Source organism: Pseudomonas sp. NPDC090201, from assembly GCF_044746825.1.
Classification (GTDB): domain Bacteria; phylum Pseudomonadota; class Gammaproteobacteria; order Pseudomonadales; family Pseudomonadaceae; genus Aquipseudomonas; species Aquipseudomonas putida_AD.
On sequence record NZ_JBIVCX010000005.1, the window covers coordinates 103,701 to 130,128 of the forward strand.

The window sequence follows — 26,428 nt, forward strand, 5'->3', positions numbered from 1 at the left end:
TGAGGCGGACACAATAACGTCATCCGGGCTGAATATGGTTTGCGGCAAAAACCGCAGGAAGCCCGTGATGAAACTACTCGAAGAAAACCAGTCCACCGACCTCGAAACACTGGTGCAACAGAACAGCGTGGGCATGACCCGCCGAGGCTTCATCAGCGCGGGGGCCCTGTGCGGTGCCGCGATGTTCATGGGCGGCAACCTGCTCAGCCGCAGCGTAATGGCTGCCAGTGTGAGCGCCGGCAACAGCGCCTTGCTGGGTTTCGACAGCATTCCTGCCGCCACCGCCGACAGCATCAGCCTGCCACCGGGCTACAAGTCTTCTGTTCTGATCAGTTGGGGCCAGCCGCTGCACGCGGGCGGTCCGGCGTTCGATCCGAGCGGCAAGGGCACGGCCAAGGCCCAGGAGCTGCAGTTCGGCGACAACAACGACGGCATGAGCCTGTTCACCTTTCCTGGCGATAACGCCAACACCGCCACCCGCGCGCTGATGGCGATCAACAACGAATATACCAACTACCGCTACCTGTTCGACCACGGCAAGGATCCGCAATCCGCCGACGACGTGCACAAGGCCTTGGCCAGCGAAGGCGTTTCGGTGATCGAAGTGAAGCGCGAAGGCGACCAGTGGAAGTTCTTGCAAGGCTCCAAATACAACCGCCGCATCCACGGCAATTCGCCGATTCACCTGAGCGGCCCCGCTGCTGGCCATGAATGGCTAAAGACCGCCGCCGACAAAACCGGCAAGACCGTTCTCGGCACCTTCCAGAACTGCGCCAACGGCAAGACGCCCTGGGGCACTTATCTGACGTGCGAAGAGAACTTCACCGACTGCTTCGGCAGCAGCGATCCTGCACAGAAGTTCGACGCAGCCGCCAAACGCTATGGCGTGGTCGCGACCAGCAAGGAAGTGAACTGGCACCCGCACAACGAACGCTTTGACGTGGCGAAGAACCCCAACGAATTCAACCGCCACGGCTGGGTGGTGGAAATCGACCCGTTCGACCCCAAATCCACGCCGGTCAAGCGCACGGCACTGGGCCGCTTCAAACACGAGAACGCTGCGCTGACCGAAACCAAGGATGGCCGCGTCGTGGTGTACATGGGCGACGACGAACGTGGCGAGTTCATCTACAAGTTCATCAGCCGCGACAAGGTCGACCACAAGAATCCCAAGGCCAACCGCGACATTCTCGACCACGGCACCCTGTACGTGGCGCAGTTCGATAACGGCGACAGCAACCCCGATCACCCCAAGGGGCAAGGGAAGTGGATCGAGCTGACCCACGGCAAGAACGGCATCGATGCCTCGAGCGGCTTTGCCAACCAGGCTGAAGTGCTGATTCATGCGCGTCTGGCCGCCAGTGTGGTCAAGGCCACACGCATGGATCGCCCGGAGTGGATCGTGGTCAGCCCCAAGGATGGCCAGGTCTACTGCACGCTGACCAACAACGCCAAGCGCGGTGAAGACGGCCAACCGGTGGGCGGCCCGAACCCGCGTGAAAAGAACCAATACGGGCAGATTCTGCGCTGGCAGGAAAAGGCTTCGGATGCGGCGTCCATGGACTTCGCCTGGGATCTGTTCGTCGTGGCCGGCAACCCCACGGCGCACGCCGGAAAACCCCAGGCAGGTTCCAGCAATATCACGCCACAGAACATGTTCAACAGCCCGGACGGCCTTGGTTTCGACAAGGCCGGGCGGTTGTGGATTCTCACCGATGGCGATTACTCCAACGCCGGCGACTTCGCGGGCATGGGCAACAACCAGATGCTCTGCGCAGACCCGGCCAGCGGTGAAATCCGCCGTTTCATGGTAGGTCCTGTGGGTTGTGAGGTGACCGGCATCAGCTTCGCGCCGGATCAGAAGGCGATGTTCGTCGGCATCCAGCACCCCGGCGAGAAAGGCGGCTCGACCTTCCCCGAGCATTTGCCCGACGGCAAGCCGAGGTCTTCGGTGATGGTGATTACCCGGGAGGACGGCGGGGTAATCGGCGCTTGACGTAAGCCGCCCCTGTAGGAGCGCGCTTGCCCGCGACAGCTATCAGCCTGTGCCGCATGGGTTGGCTGACACGACGCATTCGCGGGCAAGCGCGCTCCTACAACTGCAAGGCTGACCATCAGATGTGTGTCAGCCATTCCCCGCCTGAGTTACCATGACTGGCCCGACGCGGCAGCCTGCTGCGCGCAGGAGTAAGCATGGCCCACCCGTTTGCAACACTCACCCCTGACCTGGTGCTGGACGCTGTCGAAAGCATCGGTTTTATCAGCGACGCGCGCATTCTGGCGCTCAACAGCTACGAGAACCGCGTCTATCAGGTCGGCATCGACGATGGCCAGCCGCTGATCGCCAAGTTCTACCGCCCCGAACGCTGGACCAACGAAGCCATCCTTGAAGAACACAGCTTCACCGCCGAGCTTGCCGAGGTGGAAATCCCCGTCGTCGCGCCCCTCGAACACAACGGCCAGACCCTCTTCGAGCACCAGGGCTTTCGCTTCACCCTGTTCCCCCGTCGCGGCGGACGAGCGCCGGAGCCCGGCAATCTCGACCAGTTGTATCGCCTGGGCCAGTTGCTCGGCCGGATGCACGCCGTGGGCGCCACCCGCCCGTTCGAGCACCGCGAAGCGCTGGGCGTGCAGAACTTTGGTCACAATTCGCTCAACTATTTGCTGGAAAACGACGTCATTCCCCGCAGCCTGCTCCCGGCCTACGAATCGGTGGCCAAGGATCTGCTCAAGCGTGTGGAAGATGCCTACGCCAACACGCCGCATCAGAACATCCGCATGCACGGCGACTGTCATCCCGGCAACATGATGACTCGCGACGAGATCTTTCATATCGTCGATCTGGACGACTGCCGCATGGGCCCGGCGGTGCAGGACATCTGGATGATGCTCGCTGGCGATCGTCAGGATTGCCTGAGTCAGTTGTCGGAATTGATGGATGGCTATAACGAATTCCACGATTTCAATCCGCGCGAGCTCGCGCTGATCGAGCCACTGCGGGCGCTGCGCCTGATGCATTACAGCGCCTGGCTGGCCCGCCGCTGGGACGACCCGGCGTTCCCGCACAGTTTTTCCTGGTTCGGCACCGAACGGTATTGGGGCGACCAGGTACTGGCGCTGCGCGAGCAACTGGCCGCGCTGAACGAGGAGCCGTTGAAGCTGTTTTGACCCCGCATTGATGCGGTCCGTAGCAGCACGGCTTGCCGAAGGACCACCCATGCAAGCTGCCAACCCGCGTCGCGGGTACATTCTGGGCCTGACTGCCTACATCATCTGGGGATTGTTCCCGATCTACTTCAAGCTGCTTTCTTCCGTACCGGCGCTGGAAATCATCGTCAACCGGGCCATCTGGTCGGCGATTTCCGGCTCGCTTCTGCTGCTGGTGTGGAAACACCCCGGCTGGTGGCGCGAGCTGCGGGACAACCCGCAACGGCTGGCGATCCTGGCCGGCAGCGGTTCATTGATCGCCGCCAACTGGCTGATCTATGTCTGGGCGGTGAACAATAATCACATGGTCGAGGCCAGCCTGGGTTACTTCATCAACCCGCTGATCAACGTGATGCTGGGTATGGTCCTGCTGCGCGAACGACTGCGGCCGCTGCAATGGGCGGCGGTGATACTGGCGTTGGTGGGCGTGGCGCAACAGGTCTGGCAGGTCGGCAGCCTGCCTTGGATTTCGCTGGCACTGGCCTTCAGCTTCGGCTTCTACGGACTGATCCGCAAAAAGGCGCCGGTGGCGGCGTTGCCGGGGCTGGTGGTGGAAACCTGGATTCTGGTGCCACTGGCCATTGGCTGGTTGCTGTTCAATCCCATGGCCCACAGCGCGCAGCCCGAGTTCTGGAGCACCACCGAAGCACTGTGGCTGGCGGCTGCCGGCCCGGTCACCCTGGTGCCACTGGTGTGTTTCAACGCAGCTGCACGGCACCTGCCTTATGCGACGCTGGGCTTCTTGCAGTACATCGCGCCGACGCTTGTGCTGTCGCTGGCGGTGCTGATGTTCGGCGAACACATGCCGGCCGCAACCAAGGTGACTTTCGGTTTCATCTGGGCAGGCCTGATCATCTACAGCGTCGATGCCTGGCTGACCACCCGCCGCCGTGCATGAAACCCCGGGCCGGCGATCACTCGTCGGCCCGCAACTTCAACTCCACCATCAAGTCATCGGCCAGGGTTTCCAGGCGCTTCTGCAACACATCCAGCGATAACGTCAGCGGTAGTCCCAGCGTGGCATTGGCCCGGAACAGCGGCTCGCTGCTCATCGGCGCAGGCTCGACGTTGGTCACCAACTGCTCGACGTTCACCCCCTGCTCGGTCAACAGCCGCGTGACATCCCGCACGATCCCTGGCCGGTCATTGCCCACCAGTTCCATGCTGATCGGCTTCCAGCTGCACGACGTCTCGATGCCGATTTCCGCGAATTGCACGCGAATGCCGTGCTTCGACAACCCCTCCAGCGCATCACGCAGTTGTTCATGGGCCTCGGCGGGTACGCCCACGCGCAGAATCCCGGCGAACTGCCCGGCCATGTGAGTCATGCGGCTTTCCAGCCAATTGCCACCGTGATTTGCAATGGTTGCCGCGATCTGTTCGACCTGCCCCGGTTTGTCAGGGGCAAATACAGTGACGATGAGATGGTCCACGGTCGAATCCTCTTCTTGTGCATGTCCGCAGGCTGCAAGGCGTGCCTGCGCGGCTGTCGGGCAAGTATAGGCAAGCTCCCCGACGTCGCCTGACTGCTTCCTGCGGAAACATTTTGTGTACCATTTTCAGAATTCTCTGGAACAATTCATGAACTTTTTGAGAACATCCGTAACTGCGGTGTGACCATTTGTGAAAATCCAGTCGATTGGTGACATATTTAGTCTGATTCTCACACCGCAACTCATCATGTAGTATTCCGCCGCGTTCACTACATAAACGTTGTAACGATGCCTGACCCAGCATCGCCATTCATTGAAACCTGCTGTGCACGTCGCTTCGTGTTCAGGGATTGCAGCCCCGGCCCAGCCGCCAGCGATGGCATGTTCTGGCAAGGGCGAGTGGCGATGTCGATGGCTTTAACAAGATTGTGCCCGTGATCGAGGCGCAGATAGCTGAGCAGAGTGAGGCAAGCAATGACTGAACACGTTCAAGTCGGTGGCCTTAAGGTCGCCAAAGTCCTGCTGGATTTCGTGAACAACGAAGCCATTCCCGGAACCGGCATTCAAGCCGAGGCCTTCTGGGCCGGTGCCGACAAGCTCATCCACGAGCTGGCACCGAAGAACAAAGCCCTGCTCGCCAAACGTGATGACTTGCAGGCGCGCATCGACGCCTGGCACCAGTCCAATGCCGGCAAGGCCCACGACGCCTCGGCATACAAGGCTTTCCTGCAGGAAATCGGTTATCTGCTGCCAGAAGCAGCGGACTTCCACGTGACGACGCAAAACGTCGATGAAGAAATCGCCACCATGGCCGGCCCGCAACTGGTCGTGCCGGTGATGAACGCCCGTTTCGCCCTCAACGCGTCTAACGCCCGCTGGGGTTCGCTGTACGACGCGCTGTACGGCACCGATGCCATCAGCGAAGAAGGCGGCGCCGAAAAAGGCAAAGGCTACAACAAGGTTCGCGGTGACAAGGTCATCGCCTTCGCCCGCGCCTTCCTCGACGACGCCGCGCCACTGGCTGCTGGCTCCCACGTCGATTCCACCAGCTACAAGATCGTCGATGGCGTGCTGATCGTCGGCTTGAAAGGCGGCAGCAATACCGGCCTGCGTGACGACGCGCAACTGATCGGCTTCCAGGGCGACGCTTCGGCGCCGACTGCCATCCTGCTCAAGCACAACGGCCTGCACTTCGAGATTCAGATCGACGCCACAAGCCCCGTCGGCCAGACCGACGCCGCGGGTGTGAAAGACGTGCTGATGGAAGCTGCGCTGACCACCATCATGGACTGCGAAGACTCCATCGCCGCCGTAGACGCCGACGACAAGGTGGTGGTCTACCGCAACTGGCTGGGCCTGATGAAGGGCGACCTGTCCGAGGAAGTCTCCAAGGGCGGCGCGAGCTTCACCCGCACCATGAACCCGGACCGCGTATACACCTCGCCAAAAGGCGAAGCGGTGACGCTGCACGGCCGTTCGCTGCTGTTCGTGCGCAACGTCGGTCACCTGATGACCATCGACGCGATCCTCGACAATCAGGGCAATGAAGTGCCGGAAGGCATTCTCGACGGCCTGCTGACCAGCCTGGCGGCGATCCACAACCTCAAGGGCAATACCTCGCGCGCCAACAGCCGCAAGGCTTCGCTGTACATCGTCAAGCCGAAGATGCACGGCCCGGAAGAAGCGGCGTTCACCAACGAGCTGTTCGGTCGCATCGAAGACGTGCTGAGCCTGCCGCGCAACACGCTGAAAGTCGGGATCATGGACGAGGAACGCCGCACCACGGTCAACCTCAAGGCCTGTATCAAGGCGGCCAGCGAGCGCGTGGTGTTCATCAACACCGGTTTTCTGGACCGCACCGGCGATGAAATCCACACCTCCATGGAAGCCGGTCCCGTGGTGCGCAAGGCGCAGATGAAGGCCGAGAAGTGGATCGGCGCCTACGAAAACTCCAACGTCGATATCGGTCTCAAGTGCGGCCTGCAGGGTCGTGCGCAGATCGGCAAAGGCATGTGGGCCATGCCGGACCTGATGGCCGCGATGCTGGAACAGAAGATCGCCCACCCGCTGGCCGGTGCCAACACCGCCTGGGTGCCGTCGCCGACCGCAGCGGCGCTGCACGCGCTGCATTACCACAAGGTCGACGTGTTTGCCCGCCAGGCCGAATTGGCCCAGCGTGCGCCGGCTTCGGTCGATGACATCCTGACCATCCCGCTGGCGCCGAACACCAACTGGACGCCTGAAGAGATCCAGAACGAACTGGACAACAATTCCCAGGGCATCCTCGGTTACGTGGTGCGCTGGATCGACCAGGGCGTGGGTTGCTCGAAAGTGCCGGACATCAACGATGTCGGCCTGATGGAAGACCGCGCCACGCTGCGTATTTCCAGCCAGCACATCGCCAACTGGCTGCGTCACGGCGTGGTCAACGAGCAGCAAGTGATGGAAAGCCTCAAGCGCATGGCGCCGGTGGTGGATCGTCAGAACGCCAGCGACTCGCTGTATCGCCCGCTGGCGCCGGACTTCGACAGCAACATCGCCTTCCAGGCGGCGGTCGAACTGGTGATCGAGGGCACCAAACAGCCAAACGGCTACACGGAGCCGGTGCTGCACCGCCGCCGTCGTGAGTTCAAGGCGAAGAACGGCCTGTAAACCGGCCGGGAAAACAAAAAGGCGGTGCGTCTCGGGACGCACCGCCTTTTTTATTGGCGCTTTCCAATCACTGTAGGAGCGCGCTTGCCCGCGACGGCGTCGTATCAGCCAACCCATGCGGCACAGGTTGATAGCCGTCGCGGGCAAGCGCGATCCTACAGGGTGCTGCGTTCAGCTCATCCCCAATTCCCGCCTCACCAACCGCACCAGCTGCTTGGTATTGATCGGCTTGAGCAGGAAATCCAGCACGCTCAGGTGCATCGCATCAATGGCATCGCGCACATGGGCGTCGCCTGAAACGATGATGATCGGCAGCGCGGCGCGATCGGAGTCGCGCACCCGGCGAATCAGGTCCAGCCCGTCGCACGGCGCCATGCGCAGATCGGTGATCAGCAAGGCAATTGACGGTCGGGTTTCCAGCAGATGCATCGCGCTGGTGCCGCCGGCTGCGGTGATGCAGCTGATGTCGTTGAGACTGAGGATTTCGGCCAGTATTTCCCGCGCATCCTTGTCATCGTCGACGATCAGCACCCGTTGTGGTGATTGCGACTGCGGCGCCAGCATGACCTCATTGAGGGCATCGCGCTCTTCATCACTCAAAATGTCGTGATCGAACATACCCGTCTCATCTTCCTGTCGACTCTCATTCCGACAGCGCAAACACAATGCGTGCGCTGCACACTACGTCGGCGTCATGCCAGGCCAGGACGGCCTTCGTCGAGGTTAAGCGAAGCACTCCAACGACTTTCCATCACCTAAGACTTACGTCCAATGGGCACTGCCCGATAAGCGGTCGACCATGGCGCTATAAAAACAAGTGGTACCGGTCATGAGCAAAGCCGACGCTTTTACCCAGGCAGGCAAGACAGCCGTGTTGCAGAACATTCACGGCACGATGCAATTTCTGCAAAAATTCCCGCCATTCAATCAGATGGAGAACGCCCATCTGGCCTATCTGGTTGAACAGTGCCAGCTACGTTTCTACGCTACGCATGAGAGCATCATCAAGCCTGGCGATGGGCCAGTAGAGCACTTTTATATCGTCAAACAGGGCCGCGTCGTGGGCGAACGCCCGCATACGGCCAAGGGCGGCACCGAAACCACCTTTGAAATCACCACCGGCGAGTGTTTCCCCCTTGCCGCACTGCTGGGCGAACGCGCCACCCGCACCGAGCATCTGGCGGCCGAAGACACCTTTTGCCTGCAACTGAACAAGCAGGCGTTCATCAAGCTGTTCGCCCTCTCCAGCACCTTTCGCGATTTCGCCCTGCGCGGCGTCAGCAGCCTGCTGGAACAGGTGAACCAACAGGTCAAGCAGAAGGCTGCGCTTACACTCGGCACGCAATATTCGTTGAATACGCGACTGGGCGAACTGGCCATGCGTCACCCCGTGACCTGCTCGCCCCAGACACCGCTGCGCGAGGCCGTGCGGCAGATGGACGAGCAACAGGTCGGCAGCATCGTGATCGTCGACGAGGCGAAGGCGCCACTGGGCATCTTCACCTTGCGCGACCTGCGCCAGGTGGTGGCGGACGTCAACGCCGACTTCGGCCAGCCCATCGAACGCAGCATGATCCAGGCGCCGTTTTACCTGAGCCCCGACGCCAGCGCGTTCGATGCAGCGATCGCCATGACCGAGCGGCACATCGCTCACGTATGCCTGGTGGAGGATCAGCGCCTGTGCGGCGTGGTGTCCGAGCGCGACCTGTTTTCCCTGCAACGGGTGGATCTGGTGCACCTGGCCCGGACCATCCGCAACGCGCCGCGCATCGAATCCCTGAGCAACCTGCGCGGCGACATCGTGCAACTGGTGGACCGCATGCTTGCCCACGGCGCCTCATCGACGCAGATCACCCACATCATCACCCTGCTCAACGACCACATGGTTTGCCGGGTGATCGAGCTGACGCTGCAAGAGAAAGGCGACCCCGGCATCCCGTTCAGCTGGCTGTGCTTCGGCAGCGAAGGCCGCCGCGAACAGACGCTGCACACCGATCAGGACAACGGCATCCTGTTCGAAGCCAAGGATGCTGCCGAAGCCGCCGAGATTCGCGGCAAGCTGCTGCCCATCGCCGAGCGCATCAACCAGAGCCTGGCCCAATGCGGCTTTACCCTGTGCAAGGGTGGGATCATGGCCAGCAACCCCGAACTGTGCCTGTCGCGCCTGGAGTGGGCGCGACGCTTCAGTGCGTTCATTCGTGAGGCGACGCCGGAGAACCTGCTGTCGTCGAGCATCTATTTCGACCTGCGAGTGGTCTGGGGCGACGAGAGCGGTGGCGAACAATTGCGCCAGAGCATTCTGGCGCAGGTCGCCGACAACCGGCTGTTCCAGCGCATGATGGCCGACAACGCCTTGCGCCAGCGTCCGCCGGTAGGGCGCTTCAAGGATTTCGTGGTGGCACGCAAGGGCAGCGAGAAAGACACCCTGGACCTCAAGACCCAGGGCCTGACGCCCTTTGTCGATGGCGCCCGCCTGCTGGCGCTGGCCAACGGCGTGACCGCCAACAACACCCTTGAACGGTTGCGCCAACTGGTGGCCAAAGAAGTCATCGACCGGCTGGACGGCGCAGCCTATGAGGAGGCCTATCACTTCATCCAGCAGACGCGCATGCAGCAGCACCAGCAGCAGAGCCGTCAGAACCTGCCCTACTCCAACCGTATCGACCCGGACGTGCTCAACCATCTGGACCGCCGGATCCTGCGTGAATCGTTCCGTCAGGCGCAGCGCCTGCAGACCAGCCTGACCCTGCGTTATCAACTTTAAGCGACCCGATCATGAACCTGTTTCAATGGCTCAAGCCCAACCGACCCGCCAAGGGCGCGGACCTCACCGCCGAGCAACTGCTGCGCCTGAGCCAGTTGCCCCGCGCGAGCGCCTTGGGCGGGCATCCGTTGCGCCAGCAACGCTGGGTGATGCTGGACCTTGAAACAAGTGGCCTGAACATGAACCGCGACCAGGTGCTGTCCATCGGCGCCGTGGTCATCGAGGACGGCGCCATCGATCTGGGGCAGCAGTTCGAACGCACCCTCTCACGGCCCGACCACAAACTCGGCCCCAGCGTGCTGATCCACGGCCTGGGCCCCAGCGCGATTGCCGCAGGCAGCGAGCCGGTGGAGGCCTTGCTGGATTTCATGGAGTTCGTCGGGGACAGCCCGCTGCTGGCGTTTCATGCGCCGTTCGATCAGCACATGCTGGGGCGTGCCTTGAAGGAAAGCCTGGGTTATCGCCTGCAACACCCGTTTCTCGACGTGGCCGAGATCGCCCCGCTGCTCTTCCCGCAAGCCTGCCTGCGGCAGGCGGGGCTGGATGACTGGACCGCATTCTTCGGCCTGCACGCCGGCGAGCGCCACAACGCCAGCGCCGATGCCTTGGTGACCGCAGAACTGGCGCTGATCCTGTTCAGCCATGCCAGGCGCCAGGACATGGACAGCCCGCTGCAACTGGAGCAAGCCTTGGGCAAATGGCGCCGCCGGCAGCAGTCGCATTCGTTCTGAGCCACATCGATTAATCCGCTGTTCGTAGCAGCACGGCTTGCCGGCGGGGGCGGTGTGTCAGCCAATGATGGGTTGACTGACACACCGCCCCGCCGGCAAGCCGTGCTGCTACGGGGCCAATATTTCCTTGAGTAACCGTTCAGCAACTTCCTGTAACGACCAATTGCCAGCATTTGAACGCTCTGACACAATCGCGAATAATTCTCGTTAATTACTTTGTTCTCTTCGGTGCGTACGTGTCGTCCATTCAAAGTCATCAGCAACAGCTTGTCGGAACGCTCTATCGCGACCATCGCAGCTGGTTGCTCGCATGGCTACGCCGCAACGTCGCCTGTCCTCATCGCGCCGAGGACTTGAGCCAGGACACCTTCGTTCGTCTGCTGGGGCGGGATCAACTGGCCGAGCCGCGCGAACCCCGGGCGTTTCTGGTTCAGGTGGCCAAGGGTCTGTTGTTCGACTATTTCCGCCGCGCCGCACTGGAACAGGCCTACCTCAACGAATTGATGCTGATCCCGGAGGCCGAACAACCTTCGCTCGAAGAACAGCAACTCATTATCGAAGACCTGAAGGCCATCGACCGGATGCTCGGCAAACTGTCGAGCAAGGCACGGGCAGCCTTCCTTTATAACCGTCTCGACGGCCTGAGCCACGGCGAAATCGCCGAGAAGATCGGCGTGTCCGTGCCCCGCGTGCGCCAGTACCTGGCCCAGGGCATGCGCCAGTGCTACATCGCGCTGTACGGCGAGCCGACATGAGCATCAGCACACGTCCGGTTTCATCGCAGGTACTGGATGCCGCCATCGCCTGGCAGTTGTGCCTGGATTGCGGCCAAGGCAGCGACACTGACCGCGAAGAGTTTGCCAAATGGTACGCCGCCAGCGAAGAGCACGCACGCGCCTGGTTGCAGTTGGGCATGGTCGACCAGCGTTTCGTGGGCACCACCGGCCCCGCCCGTTCGGCGTTGCTGCGTTCGCGCGATGGCGTAGGCCGGCAGATGCGCAAGCTCGGGCGCGGCGTCGCCGGTTTCGCCGTGGCGCTAGGCCTGACGCTGCTCGCGGGGGAACGCTACCTGCCCGTCAGCTACTGGCTGGCGGACCAACGCACCGCCACTGGCGAGCAACGCACCATTCGCCTGTCGGACAACACCCTGGTCCGCCTTAATACCCACAGCGCGCTGGATGTGCGATTCGATGACAAACAACGTCGGATCATCCTTCAGGAAGGCGAAATCTTCGTCGAAACCGGCAGCCACGACGACCCGCGCCCTTTCATCGTTGAAACCGATGAAGGACAGATGCGCGCATTGGGTACGAAATTTCTGGTCAAGCGAAGGGACGACGGGACGCTGTTGAGCGTGTTGCAATCGGCGGTGGCGGCTCACCCGCAGGCGGCCGGCAACGAAATGATCCTGCATGAAGGCCAGCAGATGCTGATCCAGCGTCACAGCCTGGGGCCGATGCTGGCACTCGATCCCGGCGCCGACGCCTGGACCCGCGGGATGCTGGTGGTCGACAACGCGGCGCTCAAGGATGTGATCGCGGAGCTTGGCCGTTATCGCTCCGGCTATCTTGGGGTCGCTTCGGACGTTGCCGACTTGCGCATCACCGGCAGTTTTCCGCTCAACGATACTGACCTCGCCCTCAAGGCTTTGATGCCGACGCTGCCGGTGGCCATCGAGCAGCGCACCCATTGGTGGGTCACGGTGATTGCCAGCGACGTGAAGCAAACCCACAAGCTTTAAGCCACTTCTGTAGCAGCACGGCTTGCCGGCGGGGGCGGTGTATCAGCCACACATGTTTTGCCTGACACACCGCCCCCGCCGGCAAGCCGTGCTGCTACGGGATGGTGGGTAGATTCTTAAATTGTAAATCTAAATTATTTTCGATTAGGCCCTATCACTTTTCAAATCTCGTCCGGCACATAGGCATTGAGAACACTATCCACTCAGGAGCCCGCCCATGTCCCGCACGCTTCAAACCCTTCTGCGACCGAGCCTGCTGGCCGTCGCCGTCGCACTCGCCGCACCGCTGGCCAGCTCGCAGGTCCTGGCAGCCTCCCAGGCTTCCAGCGTTCGCGCCTACAACCTGCCGGCGGCGCCGCTGTCCACCACCCTGACCCAGATCGCAAGCCAGGCTGGCATCGCGCTGTCGCTGGACCCGGCACTGGCCGCTGGCCGTACGTCGGCGCCGGTTCAGGGGCAGTTCGACGCACCGGGCGCAATGGCCCAGGCACTGCGCGGCACCGGGCTGCAACTGAGCCAGACCACAGCAGGCACATACGGCCTGGTTCCGGCGCCCGAAGGTGTGATGGCACTGCCGGAGACCAGCATTCAGGCGCGCCAGGACAACATTGAAAGTGCGTGGGGGCCGGCCGAGGGTTATGCCGCAGGTCGTACCGCAGCGGGCACCAAGACCGACACCGCGCTGGCCGAAGCACCGCGCTCGATTTCCGTGGCCACCCGCGAGCAAATGCAGGATCGCGCAGTACAGAACCTGGACGACGCCGTTCGTTACATGCCCGGGGTCGTCGCCAGCAGCTACGGTAGCGACAGCCGCGCCGAATGGCTGAAGATCCGCGGCTTCGAGCCAACGCAATTCCTCGACGGCCTGCCGCTGCCCAAAGGCGCCTACGTGATGCCGAAGATGGAAACCTGGGACCTGGAGCGCGTCGCCGTACTGCGCGGCCCTGCTTCCTCGGTTTACGGCCAGACGCCACCGGGCGGCTTGGTGGACATGGTCAGCCGACGTCCACAGGCCGAAGCCAGCCACGAAGTGCAGGTCCAGGTGGGCAGCTACAACCGCAAGCAGATCAGCTTCGACAGCACCGGCAAGATCGATGACGCCGACAATTTCGAATACCGCGTCAGTGGCGTGGTCCGTGACAGCGGCACCACTGTCGATCACATCGACGACAAGCGCTACAACATCGCTCCCAGCCTGACCTGGAACATCGATCCGGACACCAAGCTGACGTTCCTCAGCATGTTCACCCGTGACGATACGGGCGCAACGAGCCAGTTCCTGCCGTTGCAGGGCACTCGCCTGTCCACGCCGGCGGGCAAGGTCGGTGCTCACGAGAACCTGGGCGATCCGGACTGGGAATTCTACGACAGGACCTATTACTCGCTGGGCTACGCCTTCGAGCATCGAATCAACGATGTCTGGCAGTTCCGGCAGAACCTGCGCTACACCAAGAGCGACCTGTCGTTCCAGACCATTACTTCGGGCGGCAGTGCCTTCGCCGTTGCTGACGACGGGACCCTTTCCCGTGGCGCAAACGTGGTCAACGAGGACATCAGCCAGTTCGCGTTCGACAACAACTTCGAAGCCAACTTCGACACCGGCGTGATCAAGCACAAACTGTTGCTGGGTGCTGACTATCAGCGCGTCAACCACAACTACAAATGGCTGTTCGGCTCGGCGCCCGACGGCAACATCATCACCCACCCGTACGGTCTGGACTTCAGCAACGTCAACTATTTCGCGTTCCAGAACTACAACCAGAAGACCGACAACTTCGGTGCCTACATCCAGGACCAGATGGAGCGGGATCAATGGCGCCTGACACTGGGCGGCCGCCAGGACCTGCTCAAGACCAAGACGCGCTTCTACAACCTGGCCGACGACCGCGACGAGCGCACCGACAGCGCCTTCACCGGCAACGCCGCGCTGAGCTATGTGTTCGATTCCGGCTTCACGCCGTACATTTCCTATGCCGAGTCGTTCCAGGCCGAGCAAGGCGGCGCTGCAGACGTTCAGAGCGGCCAGAGCAACGCGTTCAAGCCCGGTACCGGCAAGCAGTATGAAGCAGGCATCAAATACCAGCCGCCAGGCACCAATCTGCTGTTCTCCGCTGCCGCATACGAGCTGACCCGCCGCGACATCGTGCTCAGTGACACCTTCGGCACTTCACGCCCGTTGGGCGAAGCCAAGGTTCGCGGCTTTGAGCTGGAAGCGGTGGGCAACGTCACCGAAGAGCTGAAAGTCACCGCGTCGTACACCTACGCCAACAGCAAGATGACCAAGGTCACCGACCCGCTGGACAAAAACCGTCCGCTGCCGCTGACGCCGGAAAACGCAGCCTCGGTCTGGGCTGACTACACCTTCCACACCGGCCTGCTCGATGGCTTCGGCCTGGGCTTCGGCGCGCGTTACATCGGCGAGACCGACAACGTCGCGATTGGCAGCCTGGGTTTCGTGCGTGACAAGGACGATGGACACAGCCCCGCCTACACCGTCTATGACGCAGCAGTTCATTACGACTTGGGCCGCATGAACAGCTCGCTCAAGGGCGTCACCGTTGCGGTCAACGCCAACAACGTGTTCGACAAGGAATACCTGTCCACCTGCGACGGCTTCTATTGCTACTTCGGGGATCGCCGCAACGTGCTCGCCAGCGTGAACTACAAATGGTAATCGTTTAAACTCCCAGTGCTGAAAACAAGGGCCGCTCGCAACAGCGGCCCTTTTTGCTTTCGCTCACCGGTACCTCGCACCATGAAAAGCCAAACCATTCGCCGCTGGTCGTTCATCCACACCTGGAGCAGCCTGATCTGCACGGTGTTCCTGTTGATGCTGTGCATCACCGGCTTGCCGCTGGTGTTCCATCACGAAATCGAGCACATGCTCGGGGACGCCCCGGAACTCAAGGAAATGCCCGCAAACACGCCGCGCATGGACCTTCAACAGCTGGTCAAGGCCGCCGAAGCCCATCGCCCTGGCGAGGTGGTGCAATACTTTGGCTGGGATGAAGACGAAGCCAACGGCGTCTACGCGTTCATGGGCAAGACCGCCGGCGGTGACCCCAACGACACCCACACCTTCATGCTTGACCAGCGCACCGGAGAGGCGGTTGAAACGCCCTCGGCCAACGGCGGCTTCATGATGGTCATGCTGCGTCTGCACGTGGACATGTACGCAGGCCTGCCCGGAAAGCTGCTTCTGGCCTTCATGGGGCTGCTTTTTGTATTAGCGATTGTTTCCGGGGTGGTGCTGTATTCGCCCTTCATGCGCCGGCTGGATTTCGCCACCGTGCGGCCGAACAAATCGAACCGCGTGCGCTGGCTCGACCTGCACAACCTGATCGGCGTCGTCACGCTGACCTGGGCCTTCGTGGTCGGCCTTACCGGCGTGCTCAACGCCTGCGCGGACCTGGTGATCGCCCAGTGGCGCAATGATTCGCTGGCGGCGGTGGTCGCCACCTACAAGGACGCTCCGCCGCTGACCGAACGCGCGCCCGCATCGCGCCTGCTGGACATCGCGCAGGCCACGGTGCCGGGCGCCGAGCCCTCGTTCATTGCCTTCCCCGGTTCGCGCTTTTCCAGCGAACACCATTACGCCGTGTTCATGAAAGGCGATACCCACCTGACATCCCACCTGCTGACACCGGTGCTGATCGACGCCACCGACCTGAAAGTCACCGCCATCGTCAGCAGCCCGTGGTACATGGATGCGCTGCTGCTCTCGCAACCCCTGCACTTCGGTGACTACGGCGGCATGCCGATGAAGATCCTGTGGGGCGTGCTGGATGTGCTGACCATTATCGTGCTGGGCAGCGGCGTCTACCTGTGGGTGGTGCGGCGCAAGGCGGCCGCCACCGTGAAGATTGCACAGACGGCGGAGGCGGCATGACCCGACACAAGAAGCACTCCGGGTTCTGGAAAACCTTCGCCAAGCCGACCTGGATTGCGCTGTTGATGGCCGTGGGTCTGTTCGCCGCGTTGCTGGGCGATGACGGCTGGGACGTGCTGTCGTGGATCGGCATGGGCATCCCGGCGTGGCTGAGCATCAAGGGGTTGATGGTTCGGCGCCAGGCTTGAGGCAAGCGGCAGTGCAGATTGCATCGAGCGATGTTGCAGGGCATTGCGCCGCTGACTAGTCTAGGGGCCAGTCCGTCCAGAGGAATGTCCATGTCTGCCCCTAGCATGACGCTGTATTACAACACCGCTTCGCCATTCGCGCGCAAGGTGCTGGTTCTGCTACACGAAACAGGACAGACCGCACGGGTCGAACTCAAGCCGGTCACCGTCACCCCGGTTGCCCCCGACGCGGCGGTGTGCCACGAAAACCCCTGCGGCAAGATTCCGGCACTGTGCCTGGCCGACAACAACGTGATCCACGACAGCCGGGTCATTCTCGACTACCTGGATCACCAGCACGTTGGCAACCCGCTGATTCCCCATGACGGCTCCGCCCGCTGGAGACGCCTGACCCTGGCATCGCTGGCCGACGCGGTGCTCGATGCGGCCCTGCTGATGCGTTATGAGACCTTCCTGCGCCCGGAAGAAAAGCGCTGGGGCGAGTGGATGGACAGCCAGGGCGAGAAGATTGCCCGCTCCCTGGCCTATTTCGAAGCCGAAGCGGTGACCGAATTGAGCTCCAATTTCGACATCGCCTCGATCAGCGTCGCCTGCGCCCTGGGCTATCTGGACTTCCGCCAACCCAACCTGGGCTGGCGCAGCAGCTATCCACGGCTGGCGAGCTGGTATCGCGAAGTCAGCGAACGTCCGTCGATGCTGGAAACGCAACCGCCGGCCTGAACACCGAATCTTCGGCACACCCGGAACCCGTAGCAGCACGGCTTGCCGGCGGGGGCGGTGTGTCAGTCACAGATGAGTTGCCTGATACACCGCTCCCGCCGGCAAGCCGTGCTGCTACGGGACGCGGTAGGCCCAATCCTTTAACAGTCGGGCTTGTCGGCGGTGTAGCGGCGCGCAGGGTTAACCGCCGCGCCGAACTCGCGCAGGGCCTTGGCGCCGATCAGCAGCGGATAGTTGAAGTGGCTGCGGTCCACCAGGTTGACCTCGACGGTGCGCTTCTCGTTGCCCAGGCACAGTTCCAGATCCACCACCGGACGCTTGGTCGGGTCTACCGGCTCGTCTTCGTCTTCCCCATCGGCGCGCCCCTTGATCCGGCTGATACGCGACACCTTGTGCTCGTAGACCTTGCTGTCGGCATCCTTGGTCGCCAGACGGAAGCGGACCCAGTCATCGCCATCACGCTTGAACAGCTCGATATCCTTGGCCGACAAGGACGCGGTGAGTGCGCCGGTGTCCATCTTGGCCTTGAAGGTTTCGCCAAACTCGGAAACCTGAATGTATTCGTAGCGGCCATACAGCGTCGGTTCGGCGGCCATCACAGGCAACGCCAGCAGAGACAGAAGCGCCAGAAGGGATTTCACGTGACAGGTTCCTCGTTATGGATGGACGTTGCACAGGCCCGATTTTAGACCGCAACTTTGCGCATCGTTCGGTCACTAATGCAGATCATCAGGCTACATGTAACCGGGTGAAACATTTGTCAGCGACAGTCGGATTTGGTTGTAACGAAAGACCTGCTTATCATTGCCCGCCCTTCTCATGACCACGAGTGATATATGCGTCACCTGCTCACCGGAATTGCCGTCACGCTACTGTTGCTGCTCAACACCCTGGTGCTGTTCGGCCCGCTGATGGTCTTCGCGCTGCTCAAGCTGGTGTTCCAGAGCGAACTGCGTGACCGCTGCTCCCACGCGGTGATGTGGATCGCCGAGACCTGGAGCGAGATCAACAAGCTGATCTTCAAGCTGTGCCTGCCCACCCGCTGGGAAATCCGCGGCGCGGATGGCCTGCGTGGCGACACGTCTTATCTGGTAGTGAGCAATCATCAATCCTGGGTGGACATCCCGGCGCTGGTGCAGACGCTCAACCGCCGCACGCCGTTCTTCAAGTTTTTCCTCAAGAAGGAACTGATCTGGGTGCCGTTTCTGGGGCTGGCCTGGTGGGCGCTGGATTATCCGTTCATGAAGCGCTACACCAAGGCGTTCCTGGCCAAGAACCCGGAACTCAAGGGCAAGGATCTGGAAATCACCAAAGAGGCCTGCGAGCTGTTCAAGCGCCAGCCGGTGACCGTGGTGAATTATCTGGAAGGCACCCGGTTCACCGAGGCCAAGAAAGTCGAGCAGGATTCGCCCTACAGCCACCTGTTGCGGCCCAAGGCCGGCGGCGTGGCTTTTGTACTGGCGGCGATGGGTGAACAACTCGATGCCGTGCTCGACGTCACCGTGGTGTATCCGCAGCAGAGGATTCCAGGATTCTGGGACCTGATTTCAGGCCAGGTGCCGCGCGTCATCATCGACATCAAGACCCGCGAACTCGACCCCGCGCTGTGGCAGGGCGATTACGAGAATGATCCGGTGTTTCGCGAGTATGTACAGGACTGGGTCAACCGGCTGTGGGCCGAGAAGAACGCCCGCATCCAGACCCTGCGCGCAGAAGCCTGACACCGCCCCTGTAGGAGCGCGCTTGCCCGCGACAGCGTCATGCCGGCCCATCACGGGTTGCCTGACACACTGCCGTCGCGGGCAAGCGCGCTCCTACAAGATCACTTCGCGCCCCAAACGCCACTCAGCGCCTGCAACGCCGAACCACTGGCGCCCTGCTGCCCCAGGTACTGCAGGATCACCGGCACAAATTGCCCGACCATGCCACTGTCCATGCCCAGTGCGCTGAACGCCTTGTTCACGTCACCCATGCTCTGGACGTTGCCCAGCGCGCTGTTGATCGCCGAATTGTTGCCGCCGGAACCGCCCAGCATGCCGCCCAGACCACCCAGGCTGCCAAGCGCCGAGGTGCCTGACAACTGATCCAGGCCCGGCACCGCCTGGCTCAACTGCGAATAGTCATTACCGGCCAGCTTGTTTTTCGCCAACCCCAGCAACGCGCCCGTACCGCCGACTGCCTGTTGCGGCGTGACATTCAATTGCGTACCCAGCGTGTTGAGCAAGCCAGCAGCCTCAGGCGCCGCAGTAGCCTTCTGCTGCCCGCCCGTGGCGCCGGAAACAGCGTTCGCCGCATCGTTCAGGTTGAACGCGAAGACCGGCGTCGCCGCCAGCGCCATCAACGTCGCCAGCACAGCACCGCGCGTGTTTTTCATCGAGACAGTCATCACAATCACCTTGTATGTGCACAAACCGGCAGGGCCGGGTCAACGCCTGTTTGACCGTGCCTTGAAGATTAGTTCCTGTGGTGTTTCCCGGATAACGCCCATAAAAAACCGGGGCACTCAGGCCCCGGTTTCTTTGACGCTGTGTTGATTTATGCCGCGCTGAAGGTCTTGTGCGGGTCGATCACGAATTTCTTCGGTACGCCTGCGTCGAACTCGCCGTAACCGCGTGGCGCGTCGTCGAGGCTGATGACTTCCACGCCTACGACGTCGGCAATATTGATGCGGTCCCACATGATGGCTTGCATCAGTTGGCGGTTGTACTTCATCACAGGTGTTTGGCCGGTGTGGAAGCTGTGGGATTTCGCCCAGCCCAGGCCGAAACGAATGCTCAGGCTGCCCATTTTCGCGGCAGCGTCAACAGCGCCCGGATCTTCGGTCACGTACAGGCCAGGAATACCGATCTTGCCTGCCACGCGAACCACGCCCATCAGCGAGTTGAGCACGGTAGCCGGTGCTTCGGCCTTCACGCCTGCATGGCCATGACCACGGGCTTCGAAGCCCACGGCGTCAACGGCGCAGTCCACTTCGGGCTCGCCCAGCAAGGCTGCGATCTGTTCGTGCAGCGGAGTGTCCTTGGACAGGTCGGCGATTTCGAAGCCCTGAGCCTTGGCGTGGGCCAGGCGCACAGGGTTGACGTCACCCACAATCACCACGGCCGCGCCCAGCAGGCGAGCCGAAGCAGCGGCCGCCAGGCCGACAGGACCGGCACCTGCGACGTACACCGAGCTGCCCGGGCCAACGCCTGCAGTCACGGCACCGTGGTAACCGGTCGGCAGGATGTCGGAGAGGCAGGTCAGGTCGCGGATCTTTTCCATCGCGCGGTCGCGATCCGGCAGCTTGAGCAGGTTGAAGTCAGCGTAAGGGACCAGCACGTATTCGGCCTGGCCACCGACCCAGTCACCCATGTCCACGTAGCCGTAGGCACCACCAGCGCGAGCCGGGTTGACGGTCAGGCAGACGCCTGTGTGTTGCTCTTTGCATGAACGGCACAGGCCGCATGCGACGTTGAAGGGAACGGAAACCAGGTCACCGATTTTCAGGTTCTCGACGCCGGAACCCATTTCGATCACTTCACCGGTGATCTCGTGACCGAGCACCAGGCCGACCTGGGCAGTGGTGCGGCCGCGCACCATGTGTTGGTCCGAGCCACAGATGTTGGTGGATACCACGCGCAGGATGACGCCATGCTCGATCTTGCGACCGCGTGGGTCCTGCATTTTTGGATAGTCGATCTTTTGTACTTCGACTTTGCCTGCGCCGAGATACACCACACCACGATTACCAGACATGCTTTTCACCTCGCTGAATTGTTTTTATGGATACAGCTGTGTAGCGGAGAAATGCGTTGCTTGGTGTTGCTGCAACGCATTGGTTGCTCTGGATTTCGAATACGTTAGTCGCACCCTGTAGGAGCGCGCTTGCCCGCGACAGCGGTGTGTCAGCCGGCGCGGAGTCGTATGACGCACCGCCGTCGCGGGCAAGCGCGCTCCTACAGGTCACAGGACGACAGTCCTGTTGGCGTTGAGGAACACCCGCCGTTCAATGTGATACCCCACCGCTCGCGCCAGCGTCAGGCCTTCGATGTCGCGGCCTTTGGCGATCAGGTCCTCGGGGTAGTGACTGTGGTCCACCACCTCGACGCCCTGGGCGATGATCGGGCCTTCATCCAGATCGTTGTTGATGTAATGCGCCGTTGCGCCGACCAGCTTCACGCCCTTGTTGTAGGCCTGGTGGTACGGCTTGGCACCCTTGAAGCCCGGCAGCAGCGAGTGATGAATGTTGATCGCCTTGCCATCGAGCTTGCGGCACAGCTCCGGCGACAGCACCTGCATGTAACGGGCAAGCACCACAAGCTCGGCACCGGACTCCTCGATCACGCTCCACACCTTCGCTTCCTGCGCCGGCTTGTCGTTGGGGTCGAGGGGGAAATGGTAGTAGGGAATTTCGTGCCAGCGAGCCAGCGGTTCGAGATCGGGGTGGTTGGACACCACTGCGACCACGTCCATGGCCAGTTGGTTGATGCGCTGACGGTACAGAAGGTCGTTCAGGCAGTGATCCGCCTTGGAGACCATGATGACCACTTTTGGCCGATAGTTCGGCGCTGTCAGCTCGAAGTTCATGCCAAAGCTTTCGGCACGCTCGGTCAGGCCTGCGCGGAACGAGGCCTCGTCGAAGCCATCGGGCTGACGGAATTCGACACGAATGAAAAAGCGGCTGGAGAGCCGGTCATCGAACGAGTGGTGCTCGGTGACATAGCAGCCCTGCTCGAACAGAAACCGCGTCACCGCATCCACCGTGCCCAGCACGCTGGGGCAGTCGGCGGTCAGAATCCAGGTATCGGGGGCGCGGCTCATGGGGTGTTGCTCCTGTTCAATCAATTTCTGCAGAAAAATGCAGATTCCCTGTGGGAGCGGGCTTGCCCGCGAAGGCGGTAATACAAACTCCGGATCTCTGGTGTCTGTAATACCGCCTTCGCGAGCAAGCTCGCTCCCACAGGTGTGACGGGTTCGCCCCGAATCAGGCTGCGATCCCGAGGCCGTACTCGGCGCTGGCATCCTGCAGCCACAACCACCAGTAATCGGCGAAGCTGCGGCGGATCAGCAGTTCCCAGGTTTCTTCACCGGTACGGCGGATCACCAGTTGCGACTTGGCGAACACGGTGCCGACGGCCTTGCCCACCGGGAAGTTGCTTGGGTGTACGTCGTAGCTGGTGGATTTCATCAGCACGTCGCGCACGTTCGGGCCGGTCAGTTCCAGAATCGACTGGCCGCCGGACACGTTGACCACCTGGATGTGCAGGCCGGCCAGCGCTTCACGCAGCTTCTGCTCGACGGCGAATTCTTCGCCGGTCGGGAGGATCAGCAGCCACTCGTCCGGCCCCATCCACTGGATCGAACTGTCGCCGCTGGAGACCAGCGTCAGCGCGGCAGGCAGTTCCATGCCCAGCGCCTTGTGAACACCGGCAGCAAACGCCGGATCATGGGCATCGCCACGAATGGTCAGGTGGCCCAGCAGTTTTTTCTCGCGCAGCACCACACCCGGATTGGTGCGGCCCTTGCCGACCAGGCTTTTCAGATCGGCGTGAAACAGAGGCGACTCGACTTTGGCGTCGGTCGTTGGCCGCTGTTGGTAAACGTTGGCTGTGGTCATAGAGCACCTGTTTTGAATTCTGTTGTGTTGCCGGAGCGCCTCACTGTAGGAGCGCGCTTGCCCGCGATGCGTTGAATCAGCTACATCAATGGCGATTGACACACCGCAATCGCGGGCAAGCGCGCTCCTACAGGTCAGAACCGTGGAGCGAGCCTGTAGGCTTACTCCACGTTCTGCCGGTCACCCTTCGGATCGAAGAACACCGAGGAAACGATTTCCGCCTCGATCACGCTGCCATCCGCCTGGGGCGAGAACACACGTTCGCCCATGCGCTTGAGACCACCCTTGACCACGCCCATGGCGAACGAGTAACCCAGCGAGTTCGCCGCGTAGCTCGAGGTCACGTGACCAACCATGGTCATCGGGATCGACTGCTTCGGATCGAATACCAGTTGCGCACCTTCCGGCAGCCACTTGTTCGGATCGACCGGCTTGAGGCCGACCAGTTGCTTGCGATCTTCACGCACGCAGTCTTCACGGCTCATGCCACGCTGGCCGATCCACGAGAACGGTTTGGTGCGACCGACACACCAGCCCATGTTCAGGTCGTCCGGGGTCATCGAGCCGTCGGTATCCTGGCCGACGATGATGAAGCCCTTCTCGGCCCGCAGTACGTGCATGGTTTCGGTGCCGTACGGGGTCAGGTTGTATTTCTTGCCCGCCTCGGCGATTTTTTCCAGAACACCCATGGCGTAGTCGGCCTGGATGTTCACTTCGTAGGAAAGCTCACCGGTGAAGGAAATCCGGAACACGCGAGCCGGAACGCCACCGACCAGACCTTCTTTCCAGGTCATGAACGGGAAGGCTTCACGATCCAGGTCAATGTCGGTCACTTCGCTGAGCAGCTTGCGGCTGTTCGGGCCCGACAGGGTCAGGGTCGCGTAGTGGTCGGTCACGGAGGTGAAGTACACCTTCAGGTCCGGCCATTCGGTCTGCTGATAGATCTCCAGCCATTGCAGCACGCGTGCAGCGCCGCCAGTGGTGGTGGTCATGATGAAGTGGTTGTCGGCGACGCAGGCGGTTACACCGTCGTCGAAGACCATGCCGTCTTCTTTACACATCAGGCCGTAGCGGGCCTTGCCCACATCCAGCTTGGTCCAGGCGTTGGTGTAGATGCGGTTCAGGAACTCCCGTGCATCAGGGCCCTGGATGTCGATCTTGCCCAAGGTCGAGGCGTCCAGCAGGCCGACGCTGTCGCGCACGGCTTTGCATTCGCGGCGCACGGCTGCGTGGATGTCTTCACCGGCTTTCGGGAAGTACCAAGGACGTTTCCACTGACCGACGTCTTCAAATTCGGCGCCGTTCTTGACGTGCCAGGCATGCAGCGCGGTGAAGCGTACAGGCTCGAAGATGTGGCCGCAGTGACGACCGGCTACCGCGCCGAAGGTCACCGGCGTGTAGTTCGGGCGGAACATGGTGGTGCCCATCTCAGGGATGGTGACGTTCAGCGAGCGGGCCGCGATAGCCAGACCGTTGACGTTGCCCAGCTTGCCCTGATCGGTGCCGAAGCCCAGCGCGGTGTAGCGTTTTACGTGTTCGACCGACTCGAAGCCTTCGCGGGTCGCCAGCTCGATGGCGGCAGCGGTGACGTCGTTCTGCAGGTCGACGAATTGTTTCGGCGCGCGGGAAGTGCCCTTCTCGTGCGGCACCTGGAACATCGCCAGGGTGGCTTCTTCCACACGGCTCAGGGCCTTTGGAATAACGCCTTCCACAGGCTGGAAGCCGGCTTCGGACGCTGCACGAACACCGCCTTCGAAACCGTCGGCCAGTGCATCGCCCAGTGGGTAAACACCGTTGATGCCGCCGACACATACGCGCTTTTGAGGCGCTTCACCCGGTACGAAACCGAGGATGTCTTCACGCCAGACCGGCTTGCCGCCCAAGTGGGACGCCAGGTGAACGATCGGGCTGTAACCGCCGGAACTGGCAACCAGGTCGCAGTCCAGCCACTCGCCATTGCTGGTGACTTTGTGAGCACGCACATCGATGGCCGCTACACGGGCACCGGTCACGCGCTTGCTGCCACGGGCTTCGATGACCGCGCTGCCGGTCAGGATACGAATGCCTTTGGCGCGCGCTTCTTCAACCAGCGCACCACGTGGGTTGTGACGTGCATCGGCCACGGCCACCACTTGCAGGCCGGCATCGAGCCAGTCCAGCGCAACGCGGTAGGCGTAGTCGTTGTTGGTGGACAGCACCAGCTTCTTGCCCGGTGCCACGCCGTAACGGCGAACATAAGTGGAAACGGCACCGGCCAGCATGTTGCCCGGCACGTCGTTGTTGCCGTAGACCAGCGGACGCTCGTGAGTACCGGTCGCCAGTACCACGCGCTTGGCGCGGACGCGGTGCATGCGCTGACGCACCTGGCCGATCGGTGCACGGTCGCCGAGGTGATCGGTCAGACGCTCGTGGATGGTCAGGAAGTTGTGGTCGTGGTAGCCGTTCACGGTAGCGCGTGGCAGCAGTACAACGTTCTTCAAGCCTTTGAGCTCAGCAACGACGGTGGCTACCCACTCAGCGGCGGGCTTGCCGTCCAGGCTTTCGCGGGAGTCGAGCAGGCTGCCGCCGAACTCTTCCTGTTCGTCAGCCACGATCACGCGGGCGCCGCTGCGCGCAGCTGCCAGTGCCGCCGCCAGACCCGCAGGGCCTGCGCCGACCACCAGCACGTCGGCGTGGTGGTTCATGTTGTCGTAGGTGTCCGGATCGTTCTCGGTCGGCGAGCGACCAAGACCTGCGGCCTTGCGAATGTACTTCTCGTAGGTCATCCAGAACGATTGCGGGTACATGAAGGTTTTGTAGTAGAAGCCCGGTGGCATCAGCTTGCCGCCGACCTTGCCGAGAATCCCCATCATGTCGGTGTTCACGCTCGGCCAGCCGTTGGTGCTGGTGGCGACCAGGCCCGAGTACAGCGCTTGTTGCGTGGCGCGCACGTTCGGGATCTGGGTGGCTTCGGTCGCGCCGATCTGCAATACCGCATTCGGCTCTTCGGAGCCTGCCGCGAAGATGCCACGAGGACGCGAGTATTTGAAGCTGCGGCCGATGATGTCGACGCCGTTGGCCAGCAGGGCTGCGGCCAGGGTGTCGCCTTCAAAGCCCTGGTAGGTCTGGCCGTTGAAGCTGAAGTTCAGGACCTTGCTGCGGTCGATGCGGCCGCCATTGGGCAGACGATTGGACTGGCTCATGCTTTGTCTCCCTTCCCGACGGCTGGAACCGGGTTCACGAACTGCGGTTTGGTGCCAATCAGATAGGTCTCGAGAATTTCGTAAGTCACGGTGTCACGCGTGGCGTTGAAGTACTGACGGCAACCGGCAGCGTGAATCCACAGCTCGTGGTGCAGGCCGCGCGGGTTGTCGCGGAAGAACATGTAGTCGCCCCACTGCTCGTCGGTGCAGGCAGCCGGGTCCAGTGGACGCGGAATGTGAGCCTGACCCGAACCGTGGAATTCCTCTTCGGAGCGCAGTTCGCCACAGTGAGGACAGAAGATGTGCAACATAAGTGTTACTCCTC

The 26,428-nt window shown here is 61.8% G+C and carries 22 protein-coding genes; 13 read left to right on the plus strand and 9 right to left on the minus strand.

Annotated elements, in window-relative coordinates:
- Positions 1-67: 67 nt before the first annotated feature.
- The 3 genes from ACIPOO_RS16870 (at position 68) to rarD (ending at position 4,105) form a co-directional block, all read left to right on the plus strand.
- A complete protein-coding gene (locus tag ACIPOO_RS16870) occupies positions 68-1,996 on the plus strand; it encodes a PhoX family protein (RefSeq protein WP_400608641.1) in 1,929 nt (642 codons plus the stop codon).
- A gap of 197 nt (positions 1,997-2,193) precedes the next feature.
- Entirely contained in the window at positions 2,194-3,168 is a 975-nt protein-coding gene (locus tag ACIPOO_RS16875) for a serine/threonine protein kinase (RefSeq protein WP_274131541.1), read from the plus strand.
- 49 nt (positions 3,169-3,217) lie between these two features.
- Positions 3,218-4,105 (plus strand): EamA family transporter RarD, encoded by an 888-nt coding sequence (gene rarD, locus ACIPOO_RS16880; RefSeq protein WP_274131542.1) that lies wholly within the window; start codon positions 3,218-3,220, stop codon positions 4,103-4,105.
- A 16-nt stretch (positions 4,106-4,121) separates the two neighbouring features.
- On the opposite strand, the gene ACIPOO_RS16885 is transcribed toward rarD, so the two are convergent.
- The gene (locus ACIPOO_RS16885; protein WP_400608642.1) at positions 4,122-4,640 is read right to left on the minus strand and encodes a glycine cleavage system protein R; all 519 of its coding nucleotides are present in this window, start codon (positions 4,638-4,640) and stop codon (positions 4,122-4,124) included.
- Positions 4,641-5,114: 474 nt separating this feature from the next.
- Here ACIPOO_RS16885 and ACIPOO_RS16890 point away from each other — a divergent pair, with 474 nt between their 5' ends.
- Positions 5,115-7,292 carry a malate synthase G gene (locus ACIPOO_RS16890; protein ID WP_274131546.1) on the plus strand — a complete coding sequence of 726 codons (2,178 nt, stop codon included), beginning with the start codon at positions 5,115-5,117 and terminating at the stop codon, positions 7,290-7,292.
- A gap of 171 nt (positions 7,293-7,463) precedes the next feature.
- On the opposite strand, the gene ACIPOO_RS16895 is transcribed toward ACIPOO_RS16890, so the two are convergent.
- A complete protein-coding gene (locus ACIPOO_RS16895) occupies positions 7,464-7,910 on the minus strand; it encodes a response regulator (RefSeq protein WP_400608643.1) in 447 nt (148 codons plus the stop codon).
- A gap of 211 nt (positions 7,911-8,121) precedes the next feature.
- On the opposite strand from ACIPOO_RS16895, the gene ACIPOO_RS16900 reads away from it, so the two are divergent.
- The 8 genes from ACIPOO_RS16900 (at position 8,122) to ACIPOO_RS16935 (ending at position 17,325) form a co-directional block, all read left to right on the plus strand.
- Positions 8,122-10,056: a putative nucleotidyltransferase substrate binding domain-containing protein gene (locus tag ACIPOO_RS16900; RefSeq protein WP_400608644.1), complete on the plus strand. Its 1,935-nt coding sequence runs from the start codon at positions 8,122-8,124 to the stop codon at positions 10,054-10,056.
- An 11-nt stretch (positions 10,057-10,067) separates the two neighbouring features.
- Complete coding sequence (locus tag ACIPOO_RS16905) at positions 10,068-10,787, plus strand: PolC-type DNA polymerase III (protein WP_400608645.1); 720 nt, start codon at positions 10,068-10,070, stop codon at positions 10,785-10,787.
- Between the two features lie 236 nt (positions 10,788-11,023).
- Complete coding sequence (locus ACIPOO_RS16910; RefSeq protein ID WP_400608646.1) at positions 11,024-11,542, plus strand: RNA polymerase sigma factor; 519 nt, start codon at positions 11,024-11,026, stop codon at positions 11,540-11,542.
- Entirely contained in the window at positions 11,539-12,528 is a 990-nt protein-coding gene (locus ACIPOO_RS16915) for a FecR family protein (protein ID WP_274131551.1), read from the plus strand. The genes ACIPOO_RS16910 and ACIPOO_RS16915 overlap by 4 nt, the downstream gene beginning before the upstream one ends.
- A gap of 217 nt (positions 12,529-12,745) precedes the next feature.
- The gene (locus tag ACIPOO_RS16920) at positions 12,746-15,202 is read left to right on the plus strand and encodes a TonB-dependent siderophore receptor (protein ID WP_400608647.1); all 2,457 of its coding nucleotides are present in this window, start codon (positions 12,746-12,748) and stop codon (positions 15,200-15,202) included.
- A gap of 81 nt (positions 15,203-15,283) precedes the next feature.
- On the plus strand, positions 15,284-16,417 hold the full coding sequence (locus ACIPOO_RS16925) for a PepSY-associated TM helix domain-containing protein (RefSeq protein ID WP_400608648.1): 1,134 nt from the start codon (positions 15,284-15,286) through the stop codon (positions 16,415-16,417).
- Positions 16,414-16,605 (plus strand): hypothetical protein, encoded by a 192-nt coding sequence (locus ACIPOO_RS16930; RefSeq protein ID WP_274131554.1) that lies wholly within the window; start codon positions 16,414-16,416, stop codon positions 16,603-16,605. The genes ACIPOO_RS16925 and ACIPOO_RS16930 overlap by 4 nt, the downstream gene beginning before the upstream one ends.
- 90 nt (positions 16,606-16,695) lie before the next feature.
- A complete protein-coding gene (locus ACIPOO_RS16935) occupies positions 16,696-17,325 on the plus strand; it encodes a glutathione S-transferase family protein (protein WP_400608649.1) in 630 nt (209 codons plus the stop codon).
- A 140-nt stretch (positions 17,326-17,465) separates the two neighbouring features.
- Here the strand turns inward: ACIPOO_RS16935 and ACIPOO_RS16940 are convergent, their stop codons facing one another.
- On the minus strand, positions 17,466-17,966 hold the full coding sequence (locus ACIPOO_RS16940) for an ATP-dependent zinc protease (protein ID WP_274131556.1): 501 nt from the start codon (positions 17,964-17,966) through the stop codon (positions 17,466-17,468).
- A gap of 195 nt (positions 17,967-18,161) precedes the next feature.
- Here ACIPOO_RS16940 and ACIPOO_RS16945 point away from each other — a divergent pair, with 195 nt between their 5' ends.
- A complete protein-coding gene (locus ACIPOO_RS16945; protein ID WP_400608650.1) occupies positions 18,162-19,046 on the plus strand; it encodes an acyltransferase in 885 nt (294 codons plus the stop codon).
- 101 nt (positions 19,047-19,147) lie between these two features.
- Here the strand turns inward: ACIPOO_RS16945 and ACIPOO_RS16950 are convergent, their stop codons facing one another.
- From ACIPOO_RS16950 to ACIPOO_RS16975, 6 genes are all read right to left on the minus strand, one after another.
- Complete coding sequence (locus ACIPOO_RS16950; protein WP_400608651.1) at positions 19,148-19,699, minus strand: DUF2780 domain-containing protein; 552 nt, start codon at positions 19,697-19,699, stop codon at positions 19,148-19,150.
- 161 nt (positions 19,700-19,860) lie between these two features.
- The gene (gene fdhA, locus ACIPOO_RS16955) at positions 19,861-21,060 is read right to left on the minus strand and encodes a formaldehyde dehydrogenase, glutathione-independent (protein ID WP_274131560.1); all 1,200 of its coding nucleotides are present in this window, start codon (positions 21,058-21,060) and stop codon (positions 19,861-19,863) included.
- 207 nt (positions 21,061-21,267) lie between these two features.
- A complete protein-coding gene (purU, locus tag ACIPOO_RS16960) occupies positions 21,268-22,125 on the minus strand; it encodes a formyltetrahydrofolate deformylase (protein WP_400608652.1) in 858 nt (285 codons plus the stop codon).
- Between the two features lie 163 nt (positions 22,126-22,288).
- Complete coding sequence (locus ACIPOO_RS16965; RefSeq protein WP_400608653.1) at positions 22,289-22,921, minus strand: sarcosine oxidase subunit gamma; 633 nt, start codon at positions 22,919-22,921, stop codon at positions 22,289-22,291.
- A gap of 161 nt (positions 22,922-23,082) precedes the next feature.
- Complete coding sequence (locus ACIPOO_RS16970; protein ID WP_400608654.1) at positions 23,083-26,103, minus strand: sarcosine oxidase subunit alpha; 3,021 nt, start codon at positions 26,101-26,103, stop codon at positions 23,083-23,085.
- Positions 26,100-26,414 carry a sarcosine oxidase subunit delta gene (locus ACIPOO_RS16975; RefSeq protein WP_166595674.1) on the minus strand — a complete coding sequence of 105 codons (315 nt, stop codon included), beginning with the start codon at positions 26,412-26,414 and terminating at the stop codon, positions 26,100-26,102. Before ACIPOO_RS16975 ends, ACIPOO_RS16970 begins: the two co-directional genes overlap by 4 nt.
- Between the last annotated feature and the right edge of the window lie 14 nt (positions 26,415-26,428).